14 protein-coding genes are annotated in these 14,213 nt (G+C 60.4%); 1 reads left to right on the top strand and 13 read right to left on the bottom strand.

Annotated elements, in window-relative coordinates; all coding sequences use genetic code 11:
• Positions 1–65: 65 nt before the first annotated feature.
• A complete protein-coding gene (phrB, locus tag B149_RS0114780; RefSeq protein WP_026167649.1) occupies positions 66–1,418 on the top strand; it encodes a deoxyribodipyrimidine photo-lyase in 1,353 nt (450 codons plus the stop codon).
• A 23-nt stretch (positions 1,419–1,441) separates the two neighbouring features.
• On the opposite strand, the gene B149_RS0114775 is transcribed toward phrB, so the two are convergent.
• The 13 genes from B149_RS0114775 to B149_RS0114715 form a co-directional block, all read right to left on the bottom strand.
• On the bottom strand, positions 1,442–2,788 hold the full coding sequence (locus B149_RS0114775) for a tetratricopeptide repeat protein (protein ID WP_018125944.1): 1,347 nt from the start codon (positions 2,786–2,788) through the stop codon (positions 1,442–1,444).
• A gap of 43 nt (positions 2,789–2,831) precedes the next feature.
• Positions 2,832–4,169, bottom strand: a complete 1,338-nt coding sequence (locus B149_RS0114770; protein WP_018125943.1) for a tetratricopeptide repeat protein — start codon at positions 4,167–4,169, stop codon at positions 2,832–2,834.
• Positions 4,170–4,189: 20 nt separating this feature from the next.
• The gene (locus B149_RS0114765) at positions 4,190–4,939 is read right to left on the bottom strand and encodes an MBL fold metallo-hydrolase (RefSeq protein ID WP_018125942.1); all 750 of its coding nucleotides are present in this window, start codon (positions 4,937–4,939) and stop codon (positions 4,190–4,192) included.
• 81 nt (positions 4,940–5,020) lie between these two features.
• The gene (gene sppA, locus B149_RS0114760) at positions 5,021–5,893 is read right to left on the bottom strand and encodes a signal peptide peptidase SppA (RefSeq protein ID WP_018125941.1); all 873 of its coding nucleotides are present in this window, start codon (positions 5,891–5,893) and stop codon (positions 5,021–5,023) included.
• 6 nt (positions 5,894–5,899) lie between these two features.
• The gene (locus B149_RS0114755; RefSeq protein WP_018125940.1) at positions 5,900–7,639 is read right to left on the bottom strand and encodes a 30S ribosomal protein S1; all 1,740 of its coding nucleotides are present in this window, start codon (positions 7,637–7,639) and stop codon (positions 5,900–5,902) included.
• A 331-nt stretch (positions 7,640–7,970) separates the two neighbouring features.
• Positions 7,971–8,636, bottom strand: a complete 666-nt coding sequence (phoU, locus tag B149_RS0114750) for a phosphate signaling complex protein PhoU (protein WP_018125939.1) — start codon at positions 8,634–8,636, stop codon at positions 7,971–7,973.
• Between the two features lie 21 nt (positions 8,637–8,657).
• Entirely contained in the window at positions 8,658–9,416 is a 759-nt protein-coding gene (gene pstB / locus B149_RS0114745) for a phosphate ABC transporter ATP-binding protein PstB (RefSeq protein WP_018125938.1), read from the bottom strand.
• Between the two features lie 137 nt (positions 9,417–9,553).
• Positions 9,554–10,234 carry an AMIN domain-containing protein gene (locus tag B149_RS0114740; RefSeq protein ID WP_018125937.1) on the bottom strand — a complete coding sequence of 227 codons (681 nt, stop codon included), beginning with the start codon at positions 10,232–10,234 and terminating at the stop codon, positions 9,554–9,556.
• A gap of 56 nt (positions 10,235–10,290) precedes the next feature.
• The gene (locus tag B149_RS0114735; RefSeq protein WP_018125936.1) at positions 10,291–11,247 is read right to left on the bottom strand and encodes a glycosyltransferase family protein; all 957 of its coding nucleotides are present in this window, start codon (positions 11,245–11,247) and stop codon (positions 10,291–10,293) included.
• Positions 11,244–11,579, bottom strand: coding sequence for an Hpt domain-containing protein (locus B149_RS17490; protein ID WP_018125935.1), 336 nt, complete (start codon positions 11,577–11,579; stop codon positions 11,244–11,246). Before B149_RS17490 ends, B149_RS0114735 begins: the two co-directional genes overlap by 4 nt.
• Entirely contained in the window at positions 11,576–12,340 is a 765-nt protein-coding gene (gene budA, locus B149_RS0114725; RefSeq protein ID WP_018125934.1) for an acetolactate decarboxylase, read from the bottom strand. The genes B149_RS17490 and budA overlap by 4 nt, the downstream gene beginning before the upstream one ends.
• A 28-nt stretch (positions 12,341–12,368) precedes the next feature.
• Positions 12,369–12,893, bottom strand: coding sequence for a chemotaxis protein CheD (locus B149_RS17485; RefSeq protein ID WP_018125933.1), 525 nt, complete (start codon positions 12,891–12,893; stop codon positions 12,369–12,371).
• A 71-nt stretch (positions 12,894–12,964) separates the two neighbouring features.
• Complete coding sequence (locus B149_RS0114715) at positions 12,965–14,119, bottom strand: MFS transporter (RefSeq protein ID WP_018125932.1); 1,155 nt, start codon at positions 14,117–14,119, stop codon at positions 12,965–12,967.
• Positions 14,120–14,213: the final 94 nt, after the last annotated feature.

Raw genomic sequence — 14,213 nt, 5'->3', positions numbered from 1 at the left:
GTCTTAACCGCTCACGGTGGCGGTTGCAAGTTGCCAGTTGGCCGTAATGGTGTAAACTGTCGGGCATGGATGATCCAAGAGCATACGCAGTCAAGTCGGAAAGCGGCGGAAACGGGCCGGTGGCCCTCTGGATGCACCGCGAACACCGGGCGCGCGATAACCACGCGCTGCTCTTCGCGCAGTCGCTCGCCGAGCGGCGCAAGGTGCCGCTGGTGGTACTCTATGGATTGGCCCCGGCGTTTCTGGAGGCGGCGACGCGGCAGTTTGATTTTCTGCTGCGCGGATTGCGGGAGACCTCGGCTATTCTGGAGTCCAAGGGAATACCGTTCCTCATGCGCCTCGGCTCGCCGGAGGAGGTGGTGCCGGAGATGGTGCGTGAGCTGAAGGTCTCCGCGCTGGTCATGGACTTTGACGTGCTGCGGCTCAAGCGTGGCTGGATGAAGACCGTTGCCGACTCGGTGCACGGCGAGGTCTGGGAGGTGGACTCGCGTAACACGGTCCCTTGCAGGGTTGCATCGGACAAGCGTGAATACGCGGCACGAACGATCCGCCCCAAGATACACAAGCGTCTCTCCGAGTTTCTGGTGGAGCCGCCGGAGTTGCCGGAGCATCCCTTTTCGCTGAAAAAGCGCCCCGAGACCGCGAGCTTTGAGGAGGCGTTCCAGTACGTGCGGCAGGCTCCGGCGTTGCCGGAGACCAATTTCGTTCCGGGCGAGGAGGCCGCGGCCGAGCGGCTGGAGGCGTTCATCGGCGGCGAGCTGGACAGTTACGGCAAGGGCCGCAACGTGCCGACCAATCCGGGCGTGTCCCGGCTTTCGCCGTATCTGCACTTCGGCCAGATATCCGCACTGCGGGTGCTCTGGGAGGTCACGGCGCGCGGACGGGACAGGGACTCCGTTGCCGCATACGTGGAGCAGCTTGTTGTGCGTCGCGAGCTTTCCGACAACTTCTGCTTTCATGATCCGGACTACGACAACCCCGGCTGTTTTGCGGACTGGGCCGTGGGAACGCTTGAAGACCATCTGGCTGACGACCGGCCCTACGTCTATTCGCTGGAGCAACTTGAGAAGGCGGCCACCCACGATGACCTGTGGAACGCGGCCCAGCTGGAGATGGTGCGCACCGGGCACATGCACAACTACATGCGCATGTACTGGGCCAAGAAGATTCTGGAGTGGACGCCGCATTATGCCGAGGCCATGGAGCGGGCCATTTACCTTAATGACCGTTATCAGCTCGATGGGCGCGATTCCAACGGCTATACGGGCGTGGCATGGTCCATCGGTGGTGTACACGACAGGGGATGGACTGAACGGCCCATCTTCGGGAAGATTCGTTACATGAGCTACAATGGTGCCAAGTCGAAATTCAGGATACGGGAATACATCGACGCCCAGACACGGCCGGCGCTGCTTTAAGAAGCGGTTCGCCCAATCAAGGCTCAGGATTCCTTTGATGCGGTCTTGTCCATCAGCTTGAGCTGCCTGCGGGCGCTGGAGTTGGATGGGTTGAGTTCCAGCGCGGTCTCAAAGAACGGGCGCGCCCGTTCCGGGCTGCCTGCGTTCAGGAACACGTTGGCGATGTTCACGGCCACGCCGTCGCCGTATTTCGGCAGGGCCGGGTCCAGCTCAAGGGCTTTTCGGATGCTGGAGAGCGCTTCGCCGCGGCGGTTGCCGTCGTGCCATGCAAGGGCCAGGTTGTAATGCAGGCCTGCATCCTTGGGTGCGATGCCGAGGGCGCGGTCGTATTCCTCCACGGCCTCCCGCCATTTGCCCTGACGCCGAAGGGCGATGCCCAGACGGTTGAAGGTGTCGATGTCGCTTTCGTCGAGCTTGTCCTTTTTGGCGTCCAGCGACTCCTTGAGATACCGCGCGGCCATGCCCGGAGCCTGCTTCTCCACGGCAGTGGCGATGCCTGAGGCCACGCTGGAATAGAGCGAGGGCAGCTCTTCCTGCACCAGTTCCAGACAGCGGTCGAAGTACCCTTCGGCGCGCTCCTGATCGTCCCGGCGCATGTAGGCTTCACCAATCTCCTGCTTGCGGGTGGGGTTGAACGGGCTGATCCAGTCCAGCTTGGTGAGGTATTCCAGCACCTTGTCGTCGTCGAGCCCTTTGAAGGCCGTCACGAGCCGTTTCAAAGGTTCCAGATACAGCTCTGCCTCGGTGTGGGCACGCAGGTAGGAGCTGATGGCCGCTTCCCGGTTATCCTGCGCCATGTGGATGTCGCCGAGCAGCATGAGACCGGCCGGGCTGCCGGGTTTGATTTCGAGAATGCGGTGGGCCACGGCTTCGCTGCCGTCATAATCGCCGTCCTCAAGCCGTTGATGGCCTTCCGACATGAGTGTTCGCAGGTCGTCCGGCGGCTTGATGGCGTTGGACATCTTTTCGAGCATGTTGTTGATCGAAACAGGCTTGACCACTACTCCGGCAATGCCCAGCTCGAACAGGTAGGCGATGTTCCCGGCCTGAACTTCGGCCGTGAGGAGGACGATCTTTGTGTCCGGATACTGCTGTGACACGGTCAGTATCACGTCGGTCCCGGAGCGGCCGTTGAAGCGGTGCTCGACCAGGAGCAGGGACGGGCGTTTGGCTTGCGCAAGCTCCTTGAGCGTGTCCATGGCCGTTTTCCGGCTGGCGGTGCTCACGAGGCAGTCCTTGCGGGTATCCACCACGCGGTGAATGGCGGAGCGCAGGGTGCGGTGGATGACCTTGTCGTCCGACAGGGCCACCACCACGCCGTTGCGATGTTCGACGAAATCTACCAGTGAACTCAGGCCGGGTGAGGCCATCCGTCCCTCCCCGTTTGTGCTCGGCGTCGTTACGGCCGCGGGATCAGCTCAGGACCTTCTTGAGAGCCTGAAGCTTCTTCGTGCCGCGCCCCTTGGGGTTGATCCGTGCCGCTTCCTCGAAGAAGGGCCGGGCATCGTTATAGCGGCGAAGCTCCACGTACATGTTGCCGATGTTCAGGCTGACGCCTTCCTTTTCCTTGAAAAAGTCCGGATTGATATTCAGCGCCTTTTCCATGGCGTCGATTCCCTCGCGACGCTGTCCGCCGTCGTGGTAGGCGAGGCCCATGTTGTAGTACAGGCCCTCGTCATTGGGAGAGATGGTGAGCGCGCGCTCATAGTTCTCTATGGCCTCGCGCCATTTGCCCTGACTGCGCAGGGCGATGCCCAGGCGGTTGAAGGTGCCGATGTCGTCCTTGCTGAGGTTGTCGCCCTTGAGGTCCAGCACCTTGACGAGGTACTTCTCGCTCATGCGGGGCGAAACCTTGGAAACGGAGGAGGCCACTCTGTCGGCCACTCCGGCCACGAGACTCATGGCTTCCTTGGTGGCGGTGTCGATGGCCTGGTCGAAGTATTTCTCGGCGCGCTCCAGCTCGTCACGCTCCACATGCACCGCGCCGATTTCGCATTTGCGTTCGGTGTTCAGCGGGCTCAGGCGGTCGAGCTTCTTGAGGTAGGAAAGGTACTGCTCCTGATCGTGACCCTTGTAGAAGTTTGCCAGTTTCTTGATGGGCTCCAGATACAGTCGCGAGCTTTCGTGCGCGGCCATGTATGCTTCCTGCGCCTTGTCGCGCTTGTTCACGTCGAGGTAGATGTCCCCGGTGAGCATCAGCGCCGCGGGGCTGCCTGGCTTGAGCTTGAGAATCTTGGCGCAGATGCCGAGCGCTTCCTTGTGCTTGCCCTGATCCAGCAGGAGCTTGCCGGTGTGCATGAGTTCCGAGAGCTTGCCCTGCGGCTTGATGGTGAAGGCCAGCTTTTCGATGATGTTGTTCACCGAAGCGGGCTTGGAGATGACGTTGTTCACGCCGATCTCGTAGAAATAGGCGATGTTCTCCCGCCGCGTTTCACCGATGAGCACGATGATGCGGATGTCCGGGTACATGTTCTTGAGCGCCAGAATGAAGTCGGTGCTGGGCTTGCCCTGCACCATACGCTCCACGCAGACGACGACGGGCATCTTGCGCTCCATGAGCGCCTTGATGGCCTTGGCGGCGGGGCCGGTGTTCTGCACATGATAGAGGCAGTCCCGCTTGGTTCCGATGGTCTTGACGACGGTGGACCGAAGGGTCTTGAAGAAGAGCGGGTCTTCGCTCAGAAGGACTATATTGCCGTTTTCCTTCTCAAAGTAGTCGAAAACAACGGCATCATATCGTTTGTCAGCCATGCATTGCTCCAGTGAACGCCTCAGGCGTCCACGCTGTCTCCGGGTTGCGGCACAAAGCCGTCAACGCCCGATTCGGACAGTTTTGAATCGACGTCGCGCAGTCTCTCCGCGGCCAGTCGTCTGTTGAGGTGAACGAGAGCGAGCTTCCCGGCCCGTGCCCGTTTCATCATCGTAATCGCTTCTTCCACTGATCCATGTCCGTCCACTGGGCCAGAAAAGATATACGACTCCTGAATCAAAAGGTCACAATTTCTTGCAAGTTCAACGCTCTCTTCCGTGGGAGCGCCGTCGCCGGAATAGAAGACGCACTTGCCGTCCCTTTCCAGTCGTATGGCGAGGCTCTCAATGGAGTGCCCGCTGTGAGCGAAACGCACCCTGAAGCCGTGAACCGTATCGGAACCACCGGCGGCTGCGTTCTTGTAGCGCAGTTCAAATCCCAGTTTGTCGCGCAGGCCGGGATAGGCCATGTCCAAAAGCCATTCCACGCGGCGGTGAATGCCTTCACGCCCCATGAGAGTGAGCGGCTGTGATCGGCCGTCTTCGTTCATTCGAGCCACCAGCCACGGCAGTCCGAACCAGTGATCGGCGTGAAAATGACTGATCCATACCGCGCTTAAATCCAGCGGTGTCTCGGAGTGTCGCCAGAAGGCGGGAGCTGCGGTGAATCCGCAGTCGAGCAGTATGGAGGCACCTTCGGACTCCAAAAGGATCGAGGTGTTGGGAAAAGTCTCGTCAAAAGCTTCCCCGACACCGACAAAAGTGCAGCGCATGAGGTCTCCCCGGTTCATCTTGAACGGTCTTGAAGAGACTACCTTAACGGTGTGGGCAAGTCATCACCGTTATATTGTGAATCAGTATGAAATTTTCCACCCGGAGAGGAGGGAATCGAATGAAAGATTGACTCCGAGCAGTTCCTTGAGCAGCGGTTCTTCCACCTTGGGACCGCTCTCCAGCGGGACCGGACCTTCGAGCCCGGCAAGCCGTTTGAGTTCGCGGATGGCGTTTTCGCGGCTGCCCAGTGCATCCACGAGCCCGTAAGCCATGGCCTGACGTCCGGTAACGGCCCGGCCGTCGGCGATGGAGGCCACCTGTTCGCGCTTCATGCCACGGGCTCTGGCCACGTCTTCCACGAACTGGTCGTGCAGGTCGTCGATGACGCTTTGCAGCTGTTGGCGCTGTGCAGGGTCCAGTTCCTTGAGGGGGGTGCCGGATGCCTTGAAGCGACCGGTCGTCAGAACCTCGGGCGTGATGCCGAGCTTTTCCAACGCATCGCGCAGGGTGACGAATTCCACCTTCACGCCGATGCTGGCGGTGAGGGAGCCGGGGTTTGCGTAAATCTTGGTGGCAGGGGCGGACGCATAGTAGCCGCCGCTTGCGGCGACAGTGGAGAAGGAAGCGACCACCGGTTTCACTTCAGCCAGCGATCTGACGGCCTGATACAGCTCCTGGGAGGGAGCCACGGCGCCACCGGGAGTGTTGACCCGAAGCAGGACGCCCTTGACGGTGTCGTCCTCGCGGAGCTTGCGCGCGAACTCGACCATGTCGGCGGAGTCCATGATGACGCCGTCCACGCGGAGTTCCCCGAGGCGTTCACCGGCGAAAGCGCCGGATTCCGCACTACGGAAAAGGGCCATGGCCCCCGTAACGAGGGCCACGGCCATTATGATCAGGATCACCCCGAAAAGGAAGGGGTGCCGCTGCGAGAAACGCAGGCGTTTTTCCATTCAGTCTTACTCGTCAGCCTCTCCGGCGACTTCTTCAAGCTTTTCGCGCAGCAGGTCGCCCAGGGTCGGAGCACCGGAATCGGTGGTTCCGCCGTAGGTCTTGCTGGCGGGCTTGCGCGCGGGAGCGGGCTCTTCTTCGGTGGTCTGCTTGATGGACAGGCCCAGGCGGCGTTCATCAGCGGAGACGTGGATGACCTTCGCCTCGATGGTGTCGCCTTCCTTGTAGATCTCGGACGGGCTCTTGACCTTCTTGCGGGAGATCTCGGAGACGTGCACCAGACCTTCGATGCCTTCCTCGACTTCCACGAACAGACCGAAGTCGGTGATGTTGGTGACGGTACCGTTCACCAGCTGTCCGACAGGGTACTTGCCCGGGACCTGAGTCCAGGGGTCTTCGGCCAGCTGCTTGACGCCGAGGGTGAACTTCTCGTTTTCCTTGTCGACGGTGAGGACCTTGGCCTGCACCACGTCACCGGTCTTGTAGACTTCCGACGGGTGGCGGATCTTCTTGGTCCAGGAGATGTCGGAAACGTGGATGAGGCCGTCGATGCCTTCCTCGATGCCGATGAACACGCCGAACTCGGTGATGTTCTTGATGGAGCCTTCGAGGACGGTACCTTCGGGGTACTTCTCGGCCACCACGTCCCACGGGTTCGGGTTGACCTGCTTCATGCCGAGAGAGATGCGCTTCTTGTCCTGGTCCACGCCGAGAACGATGACGTTCACTTCGTCGCCAACCTTCACCATCTGGGAGGGGTGACGCAGCTTGCGGGTCCAGCTCATCTCGGAGATGTGCACGAGGCCTTCCACGCCGGATTCGAGTTCCACGAACGCGCCGTAATCGGCCAGGTTGGTGACCGTACCGACGTGCTTGCTTTCTTCGGGGTACTTCTCGGCGATGTTTTCCCACGGATCGGGAACGAGCTGCTTGAGGCCGAGGGAGACCTTCTGGCCTTCCTTGTCGAAGTTGAGGATCTTCAGTTCGAGATCGTCGCCCAGCTGGACCATTTCCTTGGGATGCTTGATGCGCTTCCAGGACATGTCCGTGATGTGCAGCAGGCCGTCGAGGCCGCCGAGGTCGATGAACACACCGTATTCGGTGATGTTCTTGACCTTGCCTTCCACAACCTGACCCTCTTCGAGGGTTTCGAGCAGCTTTTCACGCTGTTCGGCGCGCTGCTCTTCAAGCAGGACGCGGCGGGAGACGATGACGTTGCTGCGACGACGGTTGATCTTGAGAATCTTGAAGTCAAAGCTCTGATCGACGAGGGCGTCCATGTCGGGAACGGGGCGCAGGTCCACGTGGGAGCCGGGCAGGAATGCCTCGACGCCACCGAGATCCACAGTGTAACCGCCCTTGATGCGACGGATGATGCGGCCGGGGACCACGCCATCCTGCTCCTGGAGTTCTTCCAGTTTATCGAAAAGCTGCATCCGCTTGGCCCGCTCGCGGGACAGGTTGATGGAGCCTTCACCTTCGTCTTTGTGAACCACGAATACGTCAACCTTGTCGCCGACTTCGACGGTCAGGTTGCCTTCGGCGTCAGTGAACTCTGCTGTGGGGATCTGTCCCTCGGACTTGAAGTTCACGTCCACGAGCACGTGGTTTTTGTCCACCTTGACGACTTCACCGTTTACGATGGTGCCTTCGTCAAGTTCCCCAAAGTCGGAATTGAGATAATCTTCGAGGGCGGCCTCAAAGTTCATTTCCATTTCAGGGGATTCGATTTCATTGTTCTTTTCCATTGTTACCTCCAACAACAGCCTCGGACGAATTTCGCATATATATTTTTTGGCAGGGACTTCCTCCAGTCGTGACGTCCGGTCCGAGGTGCCGGGTCCGTTTCTGTTGGATTGGCTCCGGGAGCCAGTCCACGGCCGTTATGCCGTGTGTTTCACAAGCCTTTCTCATTGAAAAAAGCTTATGAGAGCTACCACCCTTAACGGAAATCGCACCACCTGTAAACAGCTTTTGGCAGTCTATTTTCGGTTGGGTTTTCCATGCCGGGTAAGACGAGGCCGGAGCCGCTCCTATGGAGCGCCTCCGGCCAGAAAAGGTTTCACGTATTGTACGGGGTTAGCCGCGACAATTGTGCTTCATGCTGTCGCCTTCCACGATGAAGCCGACGGTCTCGGCGATGTTGGTGGCGAGGTCGCCGACGCGTTCAAGGTGCCTTGCGCCGATGATGGCGTGCACTCCGCGCTCTACGATGCGCGACTCGGTGACCATGTCGTTGATGAATTCCTTGAGCAGTTGCACGGTGAGTTCGTCGGCCTTGTCATCGGTGCGGCAGACCTGCTCGGCGAGGCGTACGTCGTTGTCCACGAAGGCCTTGAGCGAGTCGGCGAGCATGCCCTTGGCGGTATCGGCCAGCTTTTCCATCTTGGTGTTGAAGGGAAGCGGCGGGCGCGAACTCAGGAACATGGCGCGGTGCGAGAGGTTTACGGCCTCGTCTCCGAGCCGTTCGAGGTTCACGGTGATGCGCATGGTGCCCACGATGGTCCGCAGGTCCACGGCCATGGGTTGGTCCAGCGCGAGCAGTTCAAGGTTGAACTTGTCGATTTCGTCCTCAAGGTCGTTGATGGCGGTGTCGCCCTTGATGACTTCCTCGGCAAGGTCGGCGTCGCCTTCAAGATACGCCTTGGTTGCCTTGTGCACTGCGGATTCCGCAAGTGCGGCCATGCGAAGAACCATGAGTTTGAGTTCTTCGAGCTTTTGGGTGAAATGCGCTCTTTGTTCCATAATGCTCTCCCGCTGTACGACTTAACCGAACCGGCCGGTGATGTAGTCTTCGGTCTGCTTGTTCTTTGGTTTCGTGAACATCTGCTTGGTGCTGTCTACCTCGATGAGCCTGCCCATGTAGAAGAAGGCGGTGCGGTCCGACACGCGGGCGGCCTGCTGCATGCTGTGCGTCACGATGATGATGGTGAAGTTCTTCTTCAGCTCGTGGATCAGGTCTTCGATCTTCTGCGTGGCGATGGGGTCGAGCGCGGAGGCCGGCTCGTCCATCAGCAGCACCTCGGGTTCGACGGCCAGAGCCCGCGCGATGCAAAGCCGCTGCTGCTGTCCGCCGGAAAGCCCCAGCGCCGAGGTGTTCAGGCGATCCTTGACTTCATCCCACAGCGCGGCGCCTTTGAGGCTTTCCTCCACGCGTTCGTCGATGAAGACGCGGTCCTTGATGCCGTTGACCCGCAGCCCGTAGGCCACGTTTTCGGCAATGGTCTTGGGAAAGGGGTTTGGCTTCTGAAAGACCATGCCGATGCGTCTGCGCAGGGATACCACGTCGAGTCCCGGGGCGTAGATGTCTTCCCCGTCGAGCGTTATCTTGCCTTCGACGCGGGTGCCCGGGATGAGGTCGTTCATGCGGTTGATGCACCGCAGGAAGGTACTCTTGCCGCAGCCGGAGGGACCGATGAGAGCCGTGACCCGGTTCTCTTCAAAGTCCATGGTGATATCTTCCAACGCCTTGAAGTCGGAATAATAGAAATCCAGATTCGTGGAAGTCACCTTCACGTTGCCCATAATGCCACTCCGTTCGGATTCGTTGTCTGTTTTCCGGCAGGTCCCGGAACTCAGTACGGCTACTCTTCCCCGGTTACACGGCAATGACCCGTTTGTTACATTTGAGCGACGGACGAGGGTGCTTTTCCCCCGGACGCTCAGCGAACCGTCAGGCTGAGCAGTCCTTTATGCCCGTCGGCAACCGGCGGCCCGTCGGGCAGGACGGCATCTTCCCTGTAATGGATGACGAAACGCACCTTGTCGGAGTGTACCCCGGCAACCACGTGCCGCACCGGCGCCGAATCGATGCGAAAGACGTTTTCACCCCGAATGTCCCAGCTGCCCGGGATGTCGATCACGAACCGCTTGGGCGCCTGCAGCGTGAACCATTTCACCGGATCGGAAGGCGAAGCCCCGACCACGTTGAGCGTGAAGCCGCCGTCCTCGGGGACCAGCGAGAAGTCCGTTATTTCTCTGGGCACTTGGGCTGCTTCGCCTGCGGCCTTCCCGGCATCTTCCGCGGCACCGTCTTCTTTTACCGTGGGCTTTTCCGCTACGGAGTCGGTGTCGTCATTTCCTGTTCGCTCAGCAGCATCCTTTCCGGACCGGGCCGGCTCCATCCCGGTTGGCGTTTCGCCTGCCTTTGCTGCGGATGCGTTCTGCGAGTCCCGGGGGGCGACTGGGTCTTCCACGACGACCACGTTCGGATCCACGGCTCGGCGGATTTCCGACGCGGCCAGTTTGTCGGCTCCGCCGGGATTTTCCGAACCCACGAGGATGACGCCCGCGGCGGCTGCGGCGGTGATGACGAAAGCGAGTATGCGACCGATGTTGCCCATAGGGTATGTCTCCAGTATCCGTTCTTATCTCAAGGAGGCGCGGTTGGCAAACCGGCTCAGGTGTTTTCCCAGAACTCCGCTAGATGCCCGGCCACGCGCGCGTCGCTCCAGAAGCGCTCCATGAACGCCCTCGAACGCAGGCCTGTCTGTTGGCACAGCTCCCGGTCCGCATCCAGAACGGTCAGCGCATCGCGAAGCGAGTCGCGATCCCTTGCGATGACCCACGGCAGCTCGGGGGCGCCAGTGAATTCGTGAATGCGTTCCATGTTCCATTCATCAAGTCCCGCGATGACGGCAAGCCCCTGCGACAGACCTTCGAGACTGCTTACCCCGTAGTAGCCCTGCATATGGTCGAAAAGTACATGGCAGCGGCGTTTGCGCTCCAGACATTCGCGGTTGGGCACGTCGTCGATGAGATCAAGTTCGATTTCGATGCCTCGTTCCGAAAGCTCGCCAACGGCTGCCAGCAGGTCGTCCGTGTTCTTGAGGTCCTTGCGGGTCGGCGAGTGCGCCACCCTGAGCGGTCCCTCACGCGGGTCGATACCGGAAGGAGTGAAGCCGGGGTCATCCAGCGGCACGAGGTTGGGCTGCCAGCGGGCTTCGGGCAGCAGGCGCAGCAGGTCCGGCGTGCTTACCAGCAGATTCCGGCGTCCGAGCCGCGCGTATTTTTCGCGAAAGGTCTCCGGCGCGGAGCGAAAGTCATGGTGCCCGTGATGATGATGCACGATAGCCTTGCCCGCGAGGTGGTCGGCGGGCAGAAAGGGACCGAAGCGGGTGAACTCGTCCGCCGTCATGTGGAAATGCAGAATGTCGCTGGTCTGAAAGAGCCTTTCCAACTCGGCGAGACCGTTTTCATCCAGATCAGGAACGTGCAGGTCCTTTTCCCACGAATGGGTATACCGGGTTTCCAGCGTGGCTATGCGGCAGGTATGTGCAGTGTGGCGGTTCACGGCCCGGCAGAACTGGATGCCGGTGCCTGCGGGGTCGTTGATGGCGAGCATGAGGATGTTCATGTGCTGCTCCGCTTGTGGCCGAAGGTCACTTCAAGACGGTCCATGTAGTCATCGAGAAAGGCGATGATTTCGGCGCAAGTCTTTACTTCCTGTGCCACGGCGGCCTGTTCCAGTTCGCGGGCCTTACGGTCCAGTTCCTTTAATCCGTAGGCAGCGGCGGAGCCCTTGATGCGGTGTGCTATCTCGGCCAGCAGGGGCATATCTTCGGCCGCAAGTGCGTTCGCAAGGTCCGTCTGCTCGCGCCGCCGGATTTCGAGGTACCGGTCCATGATCGGTTCCAGCATGGGGTCAACGCGGACCCGGATGGGGGTTCGCTCTTCGTCGCCGCTCATTCGGCAGGATCCTTTTCCACCTTGTGCAGCGCTTCGCTGCGATCGGGGCTCAGGTCCACGCCGCCGAGGAATTCCGGCAGCGTCATGGAGAACTCCCGCTCCACGTCGATGCGGGCCACCAGCTTGTCGAAGGAAACGTCGAGCACGTGCCCGCCGCGCGTTCCGTCGTCTGAGATGAAGTGCCAGTGGAATCCCGGCACATTGACACCTTTCATGAAGCCGGGCGTCCACAGGCCCACGAGGGTGCCTTCGAGGCCGGTGAATTTCACGATGACCTGATCCTTCATGGCTTCGACGAGCGGCCTGTAGGGCTTGGTCTGGGCAGGTATCGCGCGTGTCTTGATCATCTCGAAACGGCCTTCGATACGCACGGCGTGAAAGAAATTTTCGGAGACCAGCCGGTCGAGCATGGCCTTGTTGAGCGAGTCGAGGTCGCTTACGGCGTCGAGGGAGGCGATGGAGTCTTCTTCGAAAGTCGTGACCGTGGCGAACGGGGTCCGGTCGGACGGCTCCGCCGTGACGACCTCGCCGCCTGCTTGTACGTGGTAGGCTTTGCCGTCGAGCACCACCAGTTCGCCGTCGAGGCCGTTGAGGGTGCCGAGGCCGAACCCGCCGCGTTTCAGCAACTGTTCCATGCTCAGGTCGCCGTCGTACCTGCCGGCGAGCAGGGCGTCGATGGTGGAGTATTGATATATGCCGCCAGCGCGGGCGGATGTCGCGATGAGTATCAGAAGCGCCGCGAGCGTTGCTATTTTCTTCATGACAGGAATCTCCTTGGTGCGGGGCCGGCTATCGGCCGGAGGGTTGCGCCGGGGGCTGGTCGGCGAGCCGTTTCATCCAGACTTCGCCCGAATGGGTCAGGTAGTGGATCTTGCGTCCCCGGTTGCCGCCCACGTCCATGGTTTCCACGCGCAGGCCCCAGTCGGAGAGCATTTTTTTGGCGGCATCCACATTGCGCTGTCCCACGTTGTAGGTGCTGTGCTCGGTATGCCGCACCGCCAGTCCGGAAGCGCCGCCGAAGAGCTTGACCTGCAACTCGGAAATGGGAACGCGCAGCTTGTTCATGCCCTGGAGCATGTTGGAAATGGCGGTGTCCACGTACCGGCATATCTGCGGATCACGTTCCCCCCGCCGCTGCCCTTCGAGCGAGTCGGGCAGAAAGGCGTGGCAGATGGCGCCTATCCCCTTGCCCGGATGCGTCATGGTCACGGCCACGCAGGATCCGAGCACCGTGGTGACCATGGTGGGCTGAACGGCGAGGTAGCAGTCGCCAGTCTGGAGAAAGACACTGGGGAATTCTTCTTTTTTCTGCATCACGCTCGCCCGGAAATCATGAAAAAATTCGGATACGGGTTCTTCAAATCAAGCACGGCGTCCAGCGCAAGTCAACCGCTGTGCGCATTTTTGGCCACTTGCGAGTCTATCTTCTGGACCAGAACGAGGGACACGGCGGCCATCACCGCGGCAGCCGCGAAGACCGCCCTGTAATCCGCCAGCCAGGCCAGACCGCCCATGGCCGGGATGAACACCGCCGCGATATGGTTGATGGTGAACCCCATGGCCATGCCGGAGGCGATGTCGCCGGGGTCGGCGATCTTTTGGTAGAAGGTGCGCACCGCGATGGCGAAGTTGAAGAAGATGTTGTCCAGCACGTAAAGGGCCCCGGCCACCAGCGGGCTGTCGGTCAGCGCGTAGGCCGTGAACACCAGCACGAGCGCGCCGTATTCGAGGCTGAGCACCTTGCGCTCGCCGAAGCGGTTCACCGCACGGCCGATGATGGGGTTCACGTACCAGTTGATGACGTTGTTGAGCACGAACAGGATCGTCACTTCCTGCACGGAATAGCCGAACTTCTCCACCAGCAGGAACACGGCAAAGGCCACGAATATCTGTCTGCGTCCCCCTGAAAGGAACGTCAGCGCGTAAAAGAGCCAGTAGCGCTTGCGCAAAAACAGCTTTTTTTGCTGCGGGGCTATTTCCTTATGAGTCGGGTCCTGCATGAAGGCCCAGATGCCGGTGAGCACGGCCACGGCTCCGGCGCAGACGAACATGGTGGTGTATTCGGTAAAGGATGCCGCGGCGAAGATGATGCCGCCCACAAGGATGTTGGTCAGGGCCGCGAAGCTACGCAGTTTGCCGAGCACCAGCGGGGCTTCGGTATGTCCGAAGTATTGCAGCGTCAGGGACTGGTTCATGGTTTCGTAATAATGAAAGCCGAAACTCATGACGAGGGTTGCAAAGATGATGCCTCCAGTGGAGGGCATGAAACCGGTCATGGCCACGCCGATGCCCAGCACCCCGACGGAGAGCGCGGCGAGCCGGTGTTCGCGAACAATCAGCAGCACGTAAACGGCCAGCAGCGCGAGGAACCCGGGCACTTCCCGAAGCGACTGGACGATGCCCATGTCGAAACCGCCAAGCCCGCCGACTTCCACGGCGAAGTTGTTCAGAAGCGTCCGCCAGCCTTGAAACGCTGCGTGCGCGCCAAGCGTCAGCACCAGCAGAAATATGTACATTCGTTTGCTGCGATCCGAAATCATGGGGTCTCCTCGGGGGTGCCGAACATATGCCTTTATTCCCTCATTGATCAAGGGTAAGCTTCCGCCGCCCGTCCATGGCCGGTTATGCAGCCCC

The sequence above is a fragment of the Desulfovibrio oxyclinae DSM 11498 genome, from assembly GCF_000375485.1.
GTDB classification, from domain to species: domain Bacteria; phylum Desulfobacterota; class Desulfovibrionia; order Desulfovibrionales; family Desulfovibrionaceae; genus Pseudodesulfovibrio; species Pseudodesulfovibrio oxyclinae.
The sequence above is the reverse complement of the archived record's forward strand: the minus strand, read 5'-3'. Positions and strand labels throughout refer to the sequence as shown.